The following is a 17,954-nucleotide window of genomic DNA, read 5'->3' as shown; positions in this document are numbered from 1 at the left end:
TAAGCGGAATTACGAAGCATATTTATTGTGGCTTTTTCGCCAATTCACTGGTATGATCCAGCGCACGGGGATCCGTACCACCCAGGTGTCCGGGAATCACATACCGGGCACCTGGAAATGCCTTTTTTACCCGCTCTACACTCGCCGGCCAGGCTGCGAGATTCGCCTCTCCGGTGTAGCCCGCATCTTTCGCTTCCAGGCTTTTCACAAAACATCCTCCATAGAGTACTTTATCCTGCCCAAACCAGATCACAATATTATCCTTTGTATGCCCTTCTCCCGGGTAAAAAGTCTGCAATGCATAGCCACCGACCCTGAAGGTCGTATCCTTCTTAAAAGTATAGGCCGCAGTCGGCTCTTTATACTGCGCATTCAAGGCATAAGTTAATTGAGTTGACCAGGTCTGGATCCCCAGCCTTTTATAAATATCAAATCCGCCTGCACGGTCACCATGGTGATGCGTGGCAATGACCATCAGAACAGGTTGGTGATGCTTCCGTTGAATGCTGTCGTTCAGCGGTCTGATCTGGGTGGTATCCCAGGGAGTATCGATGATAATAGCCCCCTTTTTGGTGACGAGGTACATGCCGGTGGCAGGGTACTGCGCACCATCGTTTTCATGCCAGGTGACATAGCTGTATAAATTGCCTGTGAGGTGTTGAATAGTAAGTCCCTTTTGTGCGATTCCACATAAAGGTAGCAGGCTGCTGATGAGGAGTAAGAATATGGTCTTTTTCATGCGGTGTAAAAGTAGTTTATTTGTTTGTTAACTTCTCATTAACTCGTTCCTGATAATAGATAGCCTACTTTTAACATCTGTAGTATCATTAATTCGTTTGTCATGGATAAACAAGCTATCTCAGAACTCGCTGCCGGTGCGGTAAATGCCCTTAGTGCTAATCTGAATATAGGTGGCGCATTGGAAACTCCTTTGTCAAGATGGATTAGCAGCAGACTTTCTGCAACTATAATCGCGGCGCTTCGAAAATCTCCTACCGACCAGTCTATCCAGGAAGGTGCAGAACAGGAGTTGGTGGCCCTGTTAACAGCGCAACCTGCCCTAATTCAACAGCTTTCCGGCCTGATGCGGATGTCGCATAGTGGTATTGTAATGCCCCAGGATGGCAAAATCTAATATTTCTTATCTAACAGCACAAAATGTCGATTCCTTCTCTAATCACCGTTGCTCCTACTGAAGACCTGTTCGAAGGAAGGCGGACGGACCTGGATGCGATCAATACTTTTGCCGGTATTTCAAACAGGGTAGTGTGTATCAGTGGCGTAGCAGGTATTGGTAAAACCGCTTTACTGAAGCAGTTTTTCAATACCGCGATCAGGCGGCTCAATATAATGGGGCAGCCTCATTATCAGCATGCCTTGTGGCTGGAAAATGATTTCAAAGTTTTAATGAACAGCTGGCATTTATCCAGTGTACATGATGTACTGGATAAGCTGCTGCAAATGGGTGGCAATAAGTTGCTTTGTATGGATAATGCACCTCAGGATCCTGCGCAACTGGCGTACCTGACGGAATATAAGTGGACTGTAATTGTAACTTCCCGGGAGAGGATTAGGGAGACAATTCCATATGAGCTGCAGGAACTGAGTATCGACGATGCGATCAGGATATTTGCGCTGTATAATGGAATGGATCCGGATGCATTGAATATTTATGAAACGGAGATGATCAGTGATATCACCTGTAGGTTGCTGCAACATACACTAGCGCTGGAAATTACAGGAAAGTGTGCCGGGGAGAAAGGGTGGAGTCTGCAGGAAATTAACCAGGTGCTAAAAGAGAATGGATTGAATATACCCAGGCTGGCGGATATTAGCCGGCAGTTGACCGATGCAAAAGTGAAGACCATATATGAGAAACTGGCCGCTATTTTCTCTGTAGGAGCCGAAATGGCATTTTGTACTAAGTAATAAGCGTTCCGGTCATTGATGATAGGATTTCTAAAATACTTCCCCCACTAAATTAAATAATACAGGATTGATACGCTTTTGGTGTAATCCCCTCCGCCTGTTTAAAGACTCTTACAAAATAATTTACATCACTGAATCCACATTGCTTACTCACAGTATTTACATTTTGAGAGGGCTGCGACAACAACTGTTTGGCCAATTTTACCCGCTCTTTATTAATATATTCCAAAGGCGTAATACCGAACTGCTCCCTAAACCATTTAAAGAATAAATTCCTGCTTAGATAAGCCTTCCTGCTCAGCGCATCCACCGCAATCTTCTCCGTCAGATGTTCCTGTATATAGTGCAATACATACTGCATCCGGTTCTGATTATTCGAACTATGCAAGGACGAGTGCGCCTGTTCCAGGTGCTGACTTTGAATCAAACGGATCAGCAACTCTTTCAGGTGCAGATCGGCATAGATATTCTTCGCCTTATCCCCACTACTACATACACTAATCAATTTATTGATCAGCGCCGTTATATCATCGTCATTCTCAAAATGGTATTTATTAAAGGTGAGTTGCCAGTTCGTCCTGTCTTCCCCGATATTATAATAGGAGTGAAGATATTCAATCGTATCCTTCAGGTAGGCATCGTCCACAGCCAGGGCAATACATTGCGTAGGGTTGTCCAGGGAAGCTTCAGGAAAATCGATGATCATCGTTTCATGAGGTGGTACAATCACCGTCTCCCCGGGAAGATAATGAAACGAGGGCTGGTCCATCAGGTGCATCACCTTATGCCCACGTACCATAGAGGTGATAACGAGATCATGAAATGTAAGCGGCACATGTTGAGCCTGCTCGTAACTTTCGAATATATTCAGCTCACAATTTTTGAGATTGAAGATCCTTCTGTTTTCTACCAATGTCTGGAGCTCGCGCGACGAGGAAAGTGCAACGTGGTTTAAATGATTTTTAACCTGCATGACAAAATCATTTTATTATTACTTAAGGTAAGGTAAGCTAATTTTTTAATAAGGATATGTTAAAGATGAAGCAGTGGTAAGCATTTCGCAGGGAAAGTTCATAAATATGTGACTTAATTACAAATTTAATCGGGTGTTGAATACACTTAATAATTTTAAGTACAATCGTGCTATAAAAAAGTACAAAAATCAGCTCCTCTCAATCTGACATAACTGATATTAGCAATATTGTTTCACGTAAATAAATTCCACCGTAATGAGCAACACAGTCGCCGTGGCTCCCACATCAAATGTGGCGGAACGCCCTTCCTTCAAATCAAAATACGATCATTTTATCAATGGTGAATGGGTCGCGCCATCGAGCGGAGAATACTTTGACAACATCTCCCCGATAGATGGCAAACCCTTTACAAAGGCGGCCCGTGGCAATGCCAGGGACATTGACAAAGCTATTGATGCCGCACAGAAAGCATTTGAAACCTGGGGCAAAACTGCCGCAGCGTATCGCAGTAATTTATTGCTTAAAATCGCCCAGATTGTTGAAGACAATCTCGACTACCTCGCTACCGTAGAATGCATTGACAATGGTAAAGCCATTCGCGAAACCAGGGCTGCCGATCTGCCGCTGGTGGTAGACCACTTCCGCTATTTTGCGGGCGTAATCAGGTCTGAAGAAGGCTCGCTCAGTGAACATGATGAAACTACCGTAAGTATTAACCTGCATGAACCCATCGGTATCGTAGGCCAGATCATTCCCTGGAATTTCCCACTCCTCATGGCCGCCTGGAAAATAGCGCCTGCATTAGCTGCAGGCTGTTGTGTTGTGGTGAAACCTGCCGAGCAAACACCTACCAGTATCATGGTGCTGATGGAACTGATCGGACATGTATTGCCAAAAGGGGTTTTGAATATCGTGACTGGTTTTGGCGTTGAAGCAGGTAAACCCCTGGCTTCTTCTCCACGGGTGAACAAAGTAGCCTTTACTGGAGAAACCACCACAGGTCGCCTGATTATGCAGTATGCTTCCGAAAACCTGATTCCCGTAACGATGGAACTGGGTGGTAAGAGTCCGAACATCTTCTTTGAAAGTGTGATGGATGCTGATGATGAATTTCTGGACAAGGCGGTGGAAGGTGCCGTCATGTTTGCACTGAACCAGGGTGAAGTATGTACCTGCCCCAGCCGCATTCTGGTGCATGAGCACATTTACGATGCCTTCATTAAAAGGGTTATTGAACGTACCAAGGCGATTAAGTTGGGAAACCCCCTTGATTCGACTGTAATGATGGGTGCGCAGGCCAGTGATGACCAGTACCAGAAGATCCTGAGTTACCTGGATATTGGTAAACAGGAAGGTGCGGAAGTGCTGACAGGTGGAGGAGCGTTCAAACAGAACAGTGGTTTGGAAAATGGTTATTACATCCAGCCTACATTATTAAAAGGCAACAACAAGATGCGCGTATTCCAGGAGGAGATCTTCGGACCTGTAAGTTGCGTCACTACATTTAAAACAACTGAAGAAGCAATTGCTATCGCCAACGATTCTTTGTATGGATTGGGTGCAGGTGTATGGACACGTGATGCACATGAACTGTACCAGGTGCCAAGAGCTATTCAGGCGGGCCGTGTATGGGTAAACTGTTACCATGCTTACCCTGCACATGCCCCCTTTGGTGGTTATAAAAAATCTGGTTTTGGTCGTGAGACGCATAAGATGATGCTGAATCATTACCGGCAGACGAAGAATATGCTCATATCTTATAGCAAGCAAAAGCTTGGATTCTTTTAGTAAATAGGAATCATGTGGACAGGAGGGCTGCTGCCCGCAAGGGAGCAGCCCTGATTTTGATTGATGAAGGGAATAAATGGTATAAAATACTGGATGAGTTCAGCAGGAACCTCGGCAATTTTTAAATTATGACAGCAAGAATTTTAGCTACGCCGGCCGCCATCGAATTGATCGAAAAGCTCCGTCAGCAACACGGCCCTTTGATGTTCCATCAAAGCGGTGGCTGTTGCGATGGCTCCCAACCGATGTGCTTCCCGGATGGAGAGTTCAAAGTGGGGCAATCTGATGTATTGCTGGGAAATGTAGCCGGCTGTAATTTTTACATGAGCAAAGACCAGTTTGAATATTGGCGGCATACCCAATTGACCCTGGATGTGATTAGCGGCAGGGGCAGCAGTTTCAGTCTGGAGATCCCATTAGGCCTAAGATTTCATATCCGCTCCCGGGTCTTTACAGAAGATGAAATAAAAGCACTGGCTAACTAACTTCATTTTGCATTGTTCGTTTTATACAGCATTACACCTGCTGCAGCCAGCAATGTAAAAACGGCATTGAATATAATATGAGTGGGATAAGACATCTTGCCTAAGATGCCTCCACATGAGCAGGGGATGTTTGTATAAAAGAAATACAGGGTACTCAGGTATAAGGTAAATAGCAGCATTACAAAAAACGAAAGAAACAAGCCGGATTGGCGGGTGCCAGCAAAACTTAATAAAGCCACTATCAGGAACTCAACACCCAGCACACCCGGAGCCAACCATTGTTTGTCGTACTTCATGAGCAGTGGCGATTTGCTCATCTCAGATACAAAGAATCCATAATCCATAGTTTTTGCAATCGCCGCATACATAAACAACAAGCTAAGCAAGCCTACAATCGGGTATAGGATAAATTCTTTTTTCATAGCTGTTCCAGTTTAAATCGTAAGATGTTTTTCTCATAAGCTGCGATGAGGGTATCACCGCATTTCGCCAGTTGCAATACAGGTTTATTCTGAAATCCCGGCAGGCGGAAACTGCCTGAATATTTAGAGTCAGATAAATTGTAAACGTCTATAGCCGGCCCCCGGTAGCCACTTTTGACAGCATCCTGCGAAAGCACGTAAGACAGTACATAGAGGTGATCTGCATCGGCAGTCGCAGTCGAATTGACAATAACAGCCTTGGGTGAGCGGGCGTAAATATTACCGGTAGGAACCGCTATATTAATGGGCGGTGATTGATCGATGGTTTGAAAAGTAGCGACCTTGTTATCAGAAGGATCATATTTTACAATCCCTGAGTGATAGAATGGAATGAAGAACTGATAACGGGAATTATGCACAAAGAAGCCGTCAGCGGAAAGTCCGCCATCCTCAAAATGTGTAAATTCATAAATAATACTATCCTTATAATGTAACTGGGCCCCTTTCCTTGTCAGGAATGTAGCTGCACTTACGCTGTCAATGCTTTTATTTTCGGGTTGGTATGCGGTAAGTTGCTCCTGCGTTTCATCAAAGAGGTAGAAGGTCTTTGCATCTGGAGAAATTTCTATCCTTGTAATGATAGGGAGTGCTTTCAGGCCGTCATTAAAAAAGGTATCCAGGCGATGCTGAGTGGTATTATAACTAAAAACTGTCTTTTTGCTATATACGTAACCGTAGATATTGTCACCTGCGGCACGCATAATACTGACTCGCCCCGGAAAGGCAATCGTATCCAATGTTTCCAGTTTATAGTGTGTGTATTGACGGCTTACCGAAGAAACAATTCTATCCGGTTCCGCACCCCGGACGAGTATATACATGATGATAAATGCACTGCAGAAGAGTGCAGAGAGAATCAATAGCTTTCTTTTCATAACAAAGGCTAAGATATCATAGAAGTAAGAGGGTGCTGTTCACACCCTCTTCTCAACAGCATTAAAGAGTGTGAAATGTAGATCAGGGGCAGATCTGGGTTTTGATACCCCATGCACCGGTAGAATTACAGGTCAGGTCTGGTTCACAATGGCAGAATGCTACTACTTTGGACTGGCCGGCCTTGGCTTTTACGGCAACAGCGATCGATGTGCCTGCAACAAGCACGAACATAAGAAACGCTAACTTTTTCATCGTTTTCGTTTTGGGTTTTGAAAATTGGTAAGAGAAATGAAAATTACAGGGTCTTCTTTTGGTTGAGATTCTGATGAATTAGTTTATCGGTTTAGATTTTGAGGAATGTGTTTGTTTAGTTGTGTTAAAAACAAATATGGTTTAGATCAATCGCAATTTTTACTACCAGTTAACAATGCATTTATTATGCACATTGAATCTAGGAAAGTTTTTTTAAAGTAACAATATTCACTCAGTATTTTTTCCAAAATTCATTTTAAAACAACCTCTCAGCATTTCTATATATCTGAGTATTTTTTAGCCGGAACAAAAATGTTTTTGCCTAAAACGCGTTATATTTAAGAGACGAAAATCAGCTATTCACCAGACTGAACGGGCATTTGAGCATGGTATCCGTTCCATTATTTACACAGAATTTCCCGAATCTGGAATTATTGAGCAGGCAGAGCACTAGATAAATTACTGATTATTAATTGATTGTCTTAATTGGCATGTACTATGCATTTACATTAGTACAACTGCTTTTTTCATAAACTTACTAGGAGATCATTTGCAGCATTTGGACTATCAGCCTTCAGCTTGCCAGCAGGCTGTAACCCTGGTGAGGCAATTATGGTCTCCTATTTTTTTTTCTTAAATTGTGCTAACCCTTTCCCTATAACTTAAAAACAGTTAGTCATGAATACTTATGGTGTACTGATACTGGGAGCGGGGAATTCTTCCCGCCTGGGACAGCCAAAGCAACTCCTGCGTTACCAGGGCAGAACCCTCATCCGCCACATGGGAGAAGAAGCGATTGCGGCGGTCGATGCACCTGTAATGGTGGTGACAGGTGCCAACTGCGATCTTGTGGAAGAGGCATTGCGTGAGCTCCCCATCGAAGTAGTGGAAAATGATCATTGGGAAGAAGGCATGGGCAGTTCCATCGGCATCGGCATTACAGAAATGCACCTGCTACACCCGGAGCTTGCCAATATCATCATCATGGTTTGTGACCAGCCCTTTGTGAATGCCGACCTGCTCAAAAAACTTATCCAACACCAGCAGGTAACTGGAAAAGGAATTGTAGGCGCTACCTACGAAAATACCATCGGCACCCCCGTACTTTTCGGCAGTCATTACTTCCCTGCATTAAAGGAACTACAAGGGCCTGATGGCATGCGACAAATCCTGCGGCAATCAACCGGGGACATAGCCATTGTATCTTTCCCCCTAGGTGCCCTGGATATCGACACGGCGGACGACTACCAGCAATTATTAAAACGATAGATAAAAATGAGAATCATCTGTATCCTTTTTGTATTTTTTGGTTTCCAACAATTAAAGGCACAAACAATTCACGTAGGTGGTGAAGTCACCAAAGAACTGGACCTGACAAAAGAAGATCTTGCAAAGATGAAACGGACCACCGTCACTGCCAAAGACAAGGATGGCAGGGACCATACCTATAAAGGAGTGGCAGTGGCCGATATCCTGCACCTGGCTGGTGTGACTACCGGCGCACAACTGCGTGGCGGTAACCTTTCCAAATATTTACTTGTAAACTGTGCCGACGGCTATGCAGTGGTATTCTCCCTCGCCGAACTGGATGAGGCCTTTACTGACAGAGTCGTCATTCTGGCCGATGAAAGTGACGGACACGCATTGCCGGTAGATAAAGGACCCTGGAGGATCGTGGTACCCGGCGAAAAGAAACCGGCAAGAAGTTGTTTTAAAGTAACCTCCTTTAATATAGGATTTGCCAGGTAGAACCCTATAATTATATCAAAAGCCTATAATAATATAATACCACCCAGGTGAAATATTAGCTGTTGCCCCGCTTTTTTTAAATAATACCCGGACTACCAATAACTTATTACCCAATCATACCTTTTCCCTCCATCCACCCCAAAAAAGAGGGTAGTTTATATACTATTATTTCCTACCCTGATACTATCCTCTCAAATTTGCTAAATCGAATAACTAAATATCTGTTAATATTTGTTAATTTTTAATATAAGTGGTTGCTAATGCAAATAATATAATATATTGAAAAATAACTATTTGGGTTAATATTTAATAGATATTGCTCTTGTTAACAGGGATTTTGATGATAAGAAGTAGTACTATTTTGCTTGTTTTGAATGGAAGAGGTTGTAACTTTGCATCGCTTTCCCAAACAAATGGTATGTGCGGACTAATGGAAAAGTAACAGCAAGCGGACCTGCTTAGCTGAAAATTATAAACTCACGTATACTGATTAACTAACGATTGCCTCGTGAAGTGGGGCAGGGCAATTTATTGCCCGGAAAAATTGAATGTTAATATAAACAGATAAATACTCATGAAGATGAAAGTTTTATTCCTGATGGGCCTTCTTGGTGCTGCGTTTTTACAGGTAAATGCGCAGTCTCTGTTGAATAATCCGATTGGTGAAAAATTGAGCAGTGGTGTACTGGAAGAAACCTATTTGTCAAGAAAGATTTCCGCTTTTAACAAGGTACGCGCTGATTATCCAAACAGCGATACCGGTTTAAATACAGCGTTGTACGATCAGGCGAGATATTCGATTGTTATCAGCATGGCAGAAGCACAACAGCCGCTGAAAGTGAAAGAGATGATCAAATCCATGACTTCAAGAGGTTACAAGAACGCAGCTACTACCAACGCTGCTGTTAAACTGGCCGAAGTTGGTATGTTCAATGAAGCCCTGGCACTGTTGAAGCCCAGCATGGACACCATGGATTTCATCCAGAAACAAGGTGATTCACAGGCTTTTACTCCTGAATTTATTGCTAACTATACCAATTATACTATTGCGAAAGCTAAGGTGCTGAATAAGAAAGGCGATTACAGACAGGCACTCGACCTGGTAAAACCACTCTATGAGCAGCATGATCCAAATTCCTTCACCCGTGTGCAGGAGCCTTATATCATCGCACTGTCCGGTATGGGTAAGAAAGCAGAAGCTTTTGAACTGATTAAGCATGCTATGCTGAAATCATCCGCTACTGTAGCGTTGAGAGAGGAAGCAAAAGAAATCTACCTGGACAGCTACGGTAGTGAAAGTGAGTTCGCTGTGTTCGTAGATTCTACTGCCGGTGTAGCTAAACGCCGTATGAAGGAGTCTATCGCTTCCAAACTGATGGAAAGACCTGCGCCTGACTTCGTACTCACTGACGTAAAAGGCCGTGAAGTATCACTGAACAGCTTCAAAGGTAAAGTAGTAATGCTGGACTTCTGGTCCACCTGGTGCACACCTTGTAAGAAATCCTTCCCTGTTATGCAGAAGGTATTCAACAAGTTCAGACACGACACCAGCGTTGTATTCCTCTTCGTACACAGCTTCGAAACAGAAAAAGATCCTAAAAAGGCAACTTCTGAAGCAGCTAAGTACATGATGGAAAACAACTATCCTTTCAGAGCCCTGATGGATCTGAGAAGCACCACAGACAGCCGCGTGGCTAAACTGTTCGAAGTAAACGGCCTGCCTTCCAAATTTATTATCGACGGTAAAGGCAACATCCGCTTCTCTCTGAGCGACCTCGATGAAGATGATGATGTGGAAGCGGAAGAAATCGTGCAGATGATCGGTATGGCTGAAAAAGGCATGCAAAGCGTACTATAAGATTTAAATAAGTAGTTTGATTGTAAAGGGAGACCGTCTCAGTTTTGAGACGGTCTTTTTATTTTTGTTAATATTGATAAATGGTGTACCATGTATCGTTGCATTTGTACATCTTACAGTTTCTGACCCGTGGGCATGGTAATTGTGCGATTCCTGCATTATTAAACAGCTACACCATGTTATCTATTTCCAATTATCTGGGCGAAGATGCTCCCAGCCTGCTTGAACACATTTGCGAAAAGATTACAGCCCAGGATATTGTTCACCCTGGCAACTGGCAGCAGACCTTCATCGAAAGTAACCGGCCAGCCCCCGTGCTGAATAGCCTGGCCCGAATTTATGGTCATGGACGATTGGCCCATACCGGCTATGTAAGCATCCTGCCCGTAGACCAGGGCATCGAACACACTGCCGCTTATTCCTTTTATAAGAACCCTATCTACTTTGACCCGGAGAATATTGTGAAACTAGCCATTGAAGCGGGGTGCAATGCCGTTGCCTCTACCATCGGCGGTCTGGGCCTGCATGCCAGGAAATACGCCCATAAGATCCCCTACATTGTAAAACTGAATCATAATGAGCTGCTGACCTATCCGGTCAAATACGACCAGATTCTCTTCGGCAGCGTACAGGAAGCCTGGAATATGGGCGCGGCAGCAGTAGGCGCTACCATTTACTTTGGCTCTGAACAGAGCAATCGCCAGATTGAGGAAATAGCCGTTGCCTTTGAAGAAGCACATTCCCTGGGCATGGCCACCATCCTGTGGTGTTATACCCGGAATGCAGCCTTTAAAACCCCGGAAAGAGACTACCATACGGCCGCTGATCTTACTGGTCAGGCCAATCATATCGGTGTCACTATTCAGGCCGATATCATCAAACAAAAATTGCCGGATACTAACTATGGATTCAGGGACCTGAAGTTTGGCGTGTACAATGATGCGATGTACGATGCCCTGAGCACCGCACACCCCATAGACCTCTGCCGCTTCCAGGTGGCCAACTGCTACATGGGAAAGATCGGCTTGATTAATTCAGGTGGAGGGTCCACGGGTGAGTCGGATCTCGCGGAAGCCATTAAGACGGCAGTGATTAATAAACGAGCCGGAGGAACCGGGCTTATTATGGGCCGCAAAGCTTTTCAGCGTCCGTTTAAAGAGGGCATTGAATTAATTCATGGGGTACAGGAAGTGTACCTGGATGAGACGATTACAATTGCCTGATCGATTAGGCCGCGAATGAAGTATTGATTTACAAAACGGAGACCATGCGCACAATTTTTGACCGTTCACAACTGAACGATTTGGCTTTTTCCAACAGCAAGGAGTTTTTGACAGTAGCGGCAAAAGGGAATTATGCCGCAGGAACGATAGCCGGTTGTAATACCCGCAAGTACCACGGCCTTGTTGTTGCCCTGCAACCCCAGATAGATGAAGACCATCATGTTTTGCTGGCCAGTCTGGACGAAACAGTAATAGATGGAGACAAAACTTATGATCTCGGCATTCACAAATACCCGAATGTATTTGCACCTGAAGGATCGCAATATCTCACTTCCTTTAGTCCATTGCCCATACCATGCTGGACTTATGAAGCAGGCGATTTTGCGCTAACGAAGGAATTGCAGATGGATGACGAAGGAAGTCTGACCATCCGGTATACCCTCACAAAAGGCAGTGCCCCGCTTATTTTAAAGCTCCACCCATTATTAGCATTCAGAAATATGCACTGGGTGCGCAGGGCCGATGAGCAGGCTGACAGAACCGTGCACTATGTAAATAACGGCATTCGTATGCAATTGTACCCGCAGTACTCATCCCTCTTTTTACAAATGACAGGAGCTGCCCGTTTCAACGAAGCCGGTTACTGGTACTACAATGTAGAATATCCCGTAGAGCGGGAGAGAGGGTATGAATACCAGGAAGACCTGTATGGTCCCGGGTATTTTGAAGTAACATTAATACCCGGTGAACCTGTGATTTTTTCGGGTGGCATCGCGGAAAAACAGCAACTGGTATGCAGGGAACCCAAACCAGTACCACAAACCACGAAGGAGTACTTACTCAGGGCCGCTCAACAGTTTATCATATATACACCAGGAGGCCTTAGTATCAAAGCTGGTTATTACTGGTTTGGCAGCTGGGGCAGGGATACCTGTATTTCGCTGCCCGGGCTTACGTTTTTGGCCGGGAATGCGCCGGCCTTTACAAGTATCATGTCTTTACTACGGGTGCTCTTAAAAGACGGCTTATTGCCCAATACGGGCAATCTGCGGGATGAGAGTAAGTATGCAACTGTAGATGCAGCTATGTGGTTTGTATGGGCACTGCAGCAATATGCGCTGTACGAAGTAGGAACGGCTGCTGTCTGGAACAACTACGGCGATCTGCTGAAGGATATTTTATATCACTACAGGTATGGCACTGCTTTCAATATTCATATGGAGGCGGATGGCCTGATCAGCGCTGCTTATCCCGGCAAAGCGCTGACGTGGATGGATGCCGTGATTAATAATACGCCTGTTACGCAAAGACCTGGCAAGCCTGTTGAAGTCAATGCACTCTGGTACAATGCCGTTTGCTTTTGTATAGATGCAGCCCGTGATGCAGGTGATACTGCATTTGTAGCCGAATGGAGTGGATTCCCTGCATTGATTGCTGAGGGATTTATAAAATGCTTCTGGGATGATCACAAACAATACCTGGCAGATGTAGTGCATGAAGGAATTGCAGACTGGTCTGTAAGGCCGAACCAGATCTTTGCAGTGGCATTGCCTTATTCTCCATTGAATGAAGCACAGCAGCAAGCAGTGGTCGCAATTGTAAAAAGAGATCTTTTAACCATAAGAGGACTGCGTACCCTGTCTCCACACGATCCCCGTTATGTTGGCAATTATGGAGGGAGTCAGCTGGAACGGGATCATGCTTATCACCAGGGCACAGTATGGCCATGGCTCCTGGGGCACTATGCGGCAGCAGTGATAAAAACCGAAGGTGTAAATGACGAATTGCGGGAATTATTCAGTCATGTAGAGACGGCGCTGGAAGAGTCCTGCCTGTATTCGATTCCGGAAGTTTATAATGGCGATGCCCCATATGCAGCGGGAGGTACGGTGGCGCAGGCCTGGAGTGTGGCTGAATTTATCCGTTTTGAAAAACTGCTTTCAGCTCCCTGACAACTATCATTTTATCCTTTGACGGCAAACATTGGCGGGCGGCGTAGATATGCGAACCTTTGTGTATAAACCCTCCTTGTTATGTACATCGACGTATATCAGCCTTCGCCACCAAATAATGTCGCTATTGCGGATATCTTCCACCACATGGCTGCCTGCTACAGGTATATGGGTAAAGACCATTACGATCAGGTACAGGCTTATGACCGCGCGGCAACCTGCCTGCGCAGACTTCCTGTAGACATTGAAGTATTCAGATCCCGCCTCCGGGAAGTGACAGGCCTGACAGATGTAATCAGGGGGGAAATCATGGAATACCTGGAAGCAGGTTGTATTCAACACTATCAGCGCTTTAAAAATAAAGTTCCTTTCGAACTGCTGGAACTCCTTGAAATAAAAGGTTTCGGACCCTCTACCGTGAAATTATTGCATGAGACCTGCGGGATCCAAAACAAGGATCAACTCATCACTGCACTGCAATATGGCAGACTGGATGATGTAGGTGAAATCAGCCCTGTCAAACTCGATTTGCTGAAACGCAGTCTCAAATTACATAAAACTTCTTCCAACCGTTTACTGCTTTGGGATGCATTGCTGCAAGGCAATGAGATCCTGCGTGTACTACGCCTCATCAAAGGGGTAGCACATGCTGAAATAGCCGGTAGCCTGCGCCGTGGCTGTGAAACCATTGGTGACCTGGACATCGTGCTGCAGGTGGATGAGCCGGAACGCGAACAGGTAACCACACAGATCCTGCAGTTACCACATATAGAAAGCGTTGTGCTCAGTGGCAGAAACAGAATTTGTGTAGTACTCTACAATCATACGCAACTAGACATCAGGATGGCCGGTGCTACAGCCTTTGGGGCAAGCTGGCTGTATTTTACAGGTAGTCGTGAGCACCTGCTCCACCTGAGTGATCTGGCAGAACAAAAAGGATTTACCCTCACCCCCGAAGGCCTGTTCGATAGCATGGGCAACCATGTGGCAGGTGCCAACGAAGAGGGAATTTACCAGCAGCTGGATATTGCCTTCATTCCTGCAGAACTGCGGGAAAGCGGGAAGGAAATACGCCGCGCTGCACGACATATGTTGCCCAACCTGCTCGCACATCACCAGGTAAAAGGTGACCTGCGTATGCATGTAGACGAACATCTGCATGACAGCATTGCAACGACGGCGCATTACGTCATGAATGCCTTTCCACATTATGAATACATAGTAGCGGCTGCACACGGCGATACGCAGGACAAAAAAGGACTGGCTGCATGGATCAGTAATATAGACCGCATTAACGAACAGATAGGCTGGACATTCCTGAAAAAAGGACTCACCGTAGAAATTTTACAGGATGGTACGCCTGCGCTGCCCGCTTCTCTGCTACAACAGTTTGACTGGGTGACCGGTATCGTATTGAATGATACAGAAAAGGAAGTAACCCAGCGCCTGCTCACGGCCTGTGAGCATCCATTTATCCATTGCATTGGCAATCCTTCCAACAGGATAATAGGCAAGAAGAAACCTTCCATCGTAAACTGGGAATTGCTGTTTGAAAAAGCAGCGGCTACTTCAACTGCTTTGGAAATAAATGCGCAGCCCAGCCGGATGGACCTGCGGGATGAATGGGTGAGGAGAGCAGTGGAGAAAAAAGTATACCTGGCAATAGGCAGCTGCGCAGCTATTATGCGACAGGTGGACTATATGCAGCTGGGTGTCACCCTGGCCAGGAGAGGCTGGTGCAAATGCGAAAATATTCTGAACACGATGCATTGGGATGCGATCGAACAATTTAAACTGTCCCGTGAAAATGCATTATCGCTCACAAACATAAAACACGTTTGATATGAAAACGATTTTATTGGTGCTGAATGGCCCTAACATGGCAAACACGATTGCTTTTGGCTGCTATCTTTCCGGTATCACAAGAGCCAGACTGGTAGGTGTGTTCCTGTGTGATAAGATCAGTGAAACTACTTCTGCGCTGAAGGAAATGTATGGCTCTAGCTATGTAGAAGGTATTCTGGCCGAAGATCTGCCTGAACGTACACATGAGAGAATGGAGCAACAGATTGGCCTGTTCAAGGAAACCTGCCGCAAAAAAGGGATCAATGCCACTATGTATTCTAATCAACGGGTTACTTTAAAAGAAGTACTGGCAGAAAGCCGCTTTGTGGACCTGATCGTGACAGATAGTGTATTCTCCAACGATAAGTCCAGGGAAGGCCTGCCTGACAATATGCTGAAAATCCTGCTGGCAGGTGCTGAATGCCCCGTGCTGATCACACCATTCAAACCTACACCAATTGAAGAGATCGTATTTTGCTATGATGGCAGTGAAGAAGCCTTCTTTGCCATGAAGCAACTGGTATACCTGCTGCCTGAACTGGATGAAGTGAAAGCGACTGTACTGGAAGTGAACAACGGGCAGATGATTGAGGAAAATGAACAATTGCAGGTATCAGACTGGTTGAGCCGTCATTATAGTTATACCGAGTTTGTGATTGTAAACGGGAAGCCGGAGGTAGAACTGTTTTCTTACCTGGCACCTAAAAGGAATACACTGGTCGTGATGGGTGCTTATGGCAGGAGTATTCTGTCAAGGTTCTTCCAGGAAAGTAAGGCAGATAAACTGATTAAACAGCTGGCATTCCCCCTGTTTATTACGCATCACTAGGACCTTCAGACTGGGTGGTGTTGCGGTTTGAATTTATTTTTAACCACCAACAGATATTCCTGTACCAACATCCACTCATAATGCATTATTAGCCGTATCACCAGGAATTATTATTTTAGTGAAATGGATAATAATGTTACAGGTTTTTCCCGCAGGGGATTTCTCAAAACAGGCAGTGGCATCATGGCCGGATTAATGATCCCGCCATCAGTAAAGGGCTTATTGCTGAAAGAGAAAGCCTTCATTCATGTGGATGTAAATGAGATCAGGGGTATAATAGCCCCGGAAGTTTACGGGCAGTTTATAGAACACCTGGGCAGGGCTATTTACGGAGGTATCTTCGATGCATCTACGAACAGCTTCCGCAGGGATGTGCTCTCCGAAGTAAAAAAACTCAATACACCACTGATGCGCTATCCCGGTGGTACCGTGACGAAGATCTATCACTGGAAAGACGGGATTGGTCCTGCAGACAAGCGGCCGGTAAGGCGCAACCTGATCTGGGGCGGGGAAGACAGCAATCATTTTGGCACAGACGAATTTATGCAATATAGCGCCGAAATAGGCGCAGCCCCTTTCCTCACCGTGAATATGAACACTGGTACAGCAGAGGAGGCATCAGATTGGGTAGAGTACTGCAATGCTAACGGCAACAGCTACTTTGCTACTTTACGTAAAACGAATGGACATGCAGCACCCTATAATGTTAAGTATTGGGGGCTTGGAAATGAAGAAGCGGCCAAAGAAGACGCAGGCTTACTACAAAGCCCTGACGACTATATTAAAAAGGCCTGGTATTTTGCAAAACTGATGAAATTGCAGGATCCGGACATTCGCCTGGTACTGGTTGGTGACAACGATGATTGGAATAGGAAAGTACTGACGGAGATGCATCCGGTCTGTGATTTTATATCCCTGCACCTGTATGCCGGAACGCAGCCGGGTAAGCCCGCTTCCCTGTTTTCTTCTATCGCTTCGATGGAGAAAAGGATCGAAGAAACGGCAAAACTGATTCATGAACTGGCACCGGAAAAGGTGGAGCACTTCAATAAATGGTACCGTTTTCCATGCCGCCAAAAACCGGTAAAAATTGCCCTGGATGAATGGGGTATCTGGGAGTCCGGTGGCACGGGTGATTATGGACTGGAAGTGAAGTACAACTGGAACCATGCACTGGGTGTGGCTACATTTTTTAATATCTTCCATCGCCATGCGGATATAATTGGAATGGCGACCTGGGCACAGACGGTAAATGTGCTGGCACCAATCATGACGGATAAGGATCGCTTGTACCTGCAGACGATTTTTTATCCAATGATGATGTACAGGAACTTGTGTGGAGATAAGAGTGTGGGCGTAAAAGTGGAAGGACCGTCTTTCGAAGGAAATCCCTCACTCGATGTATCCGCAACAATTGGCGGGGAGACACTGACCCTGGCGATTGTGAACAGGGATCCCCAACAGGATATAGATATTAGTTTAAATAAGAATGGGAACTGGAAAGTGTATGTGTTGAATGCACCGGGAATAGCTGAGGAGAATACCTTCGGGAAGGATGTGGTGCAGCAGCGGGAGAGTAGTATGAAGGGAGCAGTGTATACGGCACCTGCGCATAGTATTTCATTCTTGCAAATAAAATTATAGGATTTTTAAAGAGGTTGTATCAAAAGTAAAAGTTCCGGGATTTTACCCGGGTACCTGCTGGTGAGATT

At 45.3% G+C, this 17,954-nt stretch carries 17 protein-coding genes; 12 read left to right on the top strand and 5 right to left on the bottom strand.

The window, feature by feature from the left end; all coding sequences use genetic code 11:
• Positions 1-22 precede the first annotated feature (22 nt).
• Positions 23-739 (bottom strand): subclass B1 metallo-beta-lactamase, encoded by a 717-nt coding sequence (bla, locus tag DXN04_RS20955; protein WP_116855353.1) that lies wholly within the window; start codon positions 737-739, stop codon positions 23-25.
• A 102-nt stretch (positions 740-841) separates the two neighbouring features.
• Between bla and DXN04_RS20950 the strand changes: the two genes are divergently transcribed.
• Positions 842-1,135, top strand: coding sequence for a hypothetical protein (locus DXN04_RS20950; RefSeq protein ID WP_116855352.1), 294 nt, complete (start codon positions 842-844; stop codon positions 1,133-1,135).
• 23 nt (positions 1,136-1,158) lie between these two features.
• A complete protein-coding gene (locus DXN04_RS20945) occupies positions 1,159-1,929 on the top strand; it encodes a P-loop NTPase family protein (protein ID WP_116855351.1) in 771 nt (256 codons plus the stop codon).
• Positions 1,930-1,981: 52 nt separating this feature from the next.
• Here DXN04_RS20945 and DXN04_RS20940 read toward each other — a convergent pair whose 3' ends face one another.
• The gene (locus DXN04_RS20940) at positions 1,982-2,902 is read right to left on the bottom strand and encodes an AraC family transcriptional regulator (RefSeq protein ID WP_116855350.1); all 921 of its coding nucleotides are present in this window, start codon (positions 2,900-2,902) and stop codon (positions 1,982-1,984) included.
• 256 nt (positions 2,903-3,158) lie between these two features.
• On the opposite strand from DXN04_RS20940, the gene DXN04_RS20935 reads away from it, so the two are divergent.
• Together DXN04_RS20935 and DXN04_RS20930 are read left to right on the top strand one after the other, a co-directional pair.
• Positions 3,159-4,691: an aldehyde dehydrogenase family protein gene (locus tag DXN04_RS20935; RefSeq protein WP_116855349.1), complete on the top strand. Its 1,533-nt coding sequence runs from the start codon at positions 3,159-3,161 to the stop codon at positions 4,689-4,691.
• A 128-nt stretch (positions 4,692-4,819) separates the two neighbouring features.
• A complete protein-coding gene (locus DXN04_RS20930) occupies positions 4,820-5,176 on the top strand; it encodes a DUF779 domain-containing protein (protein ID WP_116855348.1) in 357 nt (118 codons plus the stop codon).
• Between the two features lie 2 nt (positions 5,177-5,178).
• Here the strand turns inward: DXN04_RS20930 and DXN04_RS20925 are convergent, their stop codons facing one another.
• From DXN04_RS20925 to DXN04_RS34855, 3 genes are all read right to left on the bottom strand, one after another.
• A complete protein-coding gene (locus DXN04_RS20925; protein ID WP_116855347.1) occupies positions 5,179-5,598 on the bottom strand; it encodes a MauE/DoxX family redox-associated membrane protein in 420 nt (139 codons plus the stop codon).
• Entirely contained in the window at positions 5,595-6,533 is a 939-nt protein-coding gene (locus DXN04_RS20920; RefSeq protein ID WP_116855346.1) for a hypothetical protein, read from the bottom strand. Before DXN04_RS20920 ends, DXN04_RS20925 begins: the two co-directional genes overlap by 4 nt.
• Before the next feature lie 82 nt (positions 6,534-6,615).
• Entirely contained in the window at positions 6,616-6,786 is a 171-nt protein-coding gene (locus tag DXN04_RS34855; RefSeq protein WP_158569097.1) for a hypothetical protein, read from the bottom strand.
• Between the two features lie 678 nt (positions 6,787-7,464).
• Between DXN04_RS34855 and DXN04_RS20915 the strand changes: the two genes are divergently transcribed.
• The 8 genes from DXN04_RS20915 (at position 7,465) to DXN04_RS20880 (ending at position 17,886) form a co-directional block, all read left to right on the top strand.
• A complete protein-coding gene (locus DXN04_RS20915) occupies positions 7,465-8,055 on the top strand; it encodes a nucleotidyltransferase family protein (RefSeq protein WP_116855345.1) in 591 nt (196 codons plus the stop codon).
• Between the two features lie 6 nt (positions 8,056-8,061).
• On the top strand, positions 8,062-8,535 hold the full coding sequence (locus DXN04_RS20910) for a molybdopterin-dependent oxidoreductase (RefSeq protein ID WP_116855344.1): 474 nt from the start codon (positions 8,062-8,064) through the stop codon (positions 8,533-8,535).
• A 580-nt stretch (positions 8,536-9,115) separates the two neighbouring features.
• Complete coding sequence (locus DXN04_RS20905) at positions 9,116-10,393, top strand: TlpA family protein disulfide reductase (RefSeq protein ID WP_158569096.1); 1,278 nt, start codon at positions 9,116-9,118, stop codon at positions 10,391-10,393.
• An 80-nt stretch (positions 10,394-10,473) separates the two neighbouring features.
• Entirely contained in the window at positions 10,474-11,616 is a 1,143-nt protein-coding gene (locus DXN04_RS20900) for a class I fructose-bisphosphate aldolase (protein WP_233525652.1), read from the top strand.
• 44 nt (positions 11,617-11,660) lie between these two features.
• Complete coding sequence (locus tag DXN04_RS20895) at positions 11,661-13,568, top strand: amylo-alpha-1,6-glucosidase (RefSeq protein WP_116855342.1); 1,908 nt, start codon at positions 11,661-11,663, stop codon at positions 13,566-13,568.
• A gap of 81 nt (positions 13,569-13,649) precedes the next feature.
• A complete protein-coding gene (locus tag DXN04_RS20890; protein WP_116855341.1) occupies positions 13,650-15,410 on the top strand; it encodes a DNA polymerase III in 1,761 nt (586 codons plus the stop codon).
• Between the two features lies 1 nt (position 15,411).
• Positions 15,412-16,242 (top strand): universal stress protein, encoded by an 831-nt coding sequence (locus DXN04_RS20885; RefSeq protein WP_116855340.1) that lies wholly within the window; start codon positions 15,412-15,414, stop codon positions 16,240-16,242.
• 123 nt (positions 16,243-16,365) lie between these two features.
• Positions 16,366-17,886, top strand: a complete 1,521-nt coding sequence (locus DXN04_RS20880) for an alpha-L-arabinofuranosidase C-terminal domain-containing protein (RefSeq protein ID WP_116855339.1) — start codon at positions 16,366-16,368, stop codon at positions 17,884-17,886.
• Positions 17,887-17,954 lie beyond the last annotated feature (68 nt).

Origin of the sequence: Chitinophaga silvisoli, from assembly GCF_003412465.1 — a bacterium.
Lineage (GTDB): Bacteria > Bacteroidota > Bacteroidia > Chitinophagales > Chitinophagaceae > Chitinophaga > Chitinophaga silvisoli.
This window is presented reverse-complemented; position numbering and strand designations above follow the sequence as displayed.

Coding starts and splice junctions, on each gene's coding strand:
- DXN04_RS20905 (WP_158569096.1), top strand. CDS start 9,116: ATGAAAGTTTTATTCCTGATGGGCCTTCTTGGTGCTGCGTTTTTACAG.
- DXN04_RS20885 (WP_116855340.1), top strand. CDS start 15,412: ATGAAAACGATTTTATTGGTGCTGAATGGCCCTAACATGGCAAACACG.
- DXN04_RS20890 (WP_116855341.1), top strand. CDS start 13,650: ATGTACATCGACGTATATCAGCCTTCGCCACCAAATAATGTCGCTATT.
- DXN04_RS20935 (WP_116855349.1), top strand. CDS start 3,159: ATGAGCAACACAGTCGCCGTGGCTCCCACATCAAATGTGGCGGAACGC.
- DXN04_RS20950 (WP_116855352.1), top strand. CDS start 842: ATGGATAAACAAGCTATCTCAGAACTCGCTGCCGGTGCGGTAAATGCC.
- DXN04_RS20925 (WP_116855347.1), bottom strand. CDS start 5,598: ATGAAAAAAGAATTTATCCTATACCCGATTGTAGGCTTGCTTAGCTTG.
- DXN04_RS20900 (WP_233525652.1), top strand. CDS start 10,474: ATGGTGTACCATGTATCGTTGCATTTGTACATCTTACAGTTTCTGACC.
- DXN04_RS20895 (WP_116855342.1), top strand. CDS start 11,661: ATGCGCACAATTTTTGACCGTTCACAACTGAACGATTTGGCTTTTTCC.
- DXN04_RS20930 (WP_116855348.1), top strand. CDS start 4,820: ATGACAGCAAGAATTTTAGCTACGCCGGCCGCCATCGAATTGATCGAA.
- bla (WP_116855353.1), bottom strand. CDS start 739: ATGAAAAAGACCATATTCTTACTCCTCATCAGCAGCCTGCTACCTTTA.
- DXN04_RS20920 (WP_116855346.1), bottom strand. CDS start 6,533: ATGAAAAGAAAGCTATTGATTCTCTCTGCACTCTTCTGCAGTGCATTT.
- DXN04_RS34855 (WP_158569097.1), bottom strand. CDS start 6,786: ATGAAAAAGTTAGCGTTTCTTATGTTCGTGCTTGTTGCAGGCACATCG.
- DXN04_RS20880 (WP_116855339.1), top strand. CDS start 16,366: ATGGATAATAATGTTACAGGTTTTTCCCGCAGGGGATTTCTCAAAACA.
- DXN04_RS20945 (WP_116855351.1), top strand. CDS start 1,159: ATGTCGATTCCTTCTCTAATCACCGTTGCTCCTACTGAAGACCTGTTC.
- DXN04_RS20940 (WP_116855350.1), bottom strand. CDS start 2,902: ATGCAGGTTAAAAATCATTTAAACCACGTTGCACTTTCCTCGTCGCGC.
- DXN04_RS20915 (WP_116855345.1), top strand. CDS start 7,465: ATGAATACTTATGGTGTACTGATACTGGGAGCGGGGAATTCTTCCCGC.
- DXN04_RS20910 (WP_116855344.1), top strand. CDS start 8,062: ATGAGAATCATCTGTATCCTTTTTGTATTTTTTGGTTTCCAACAATTA.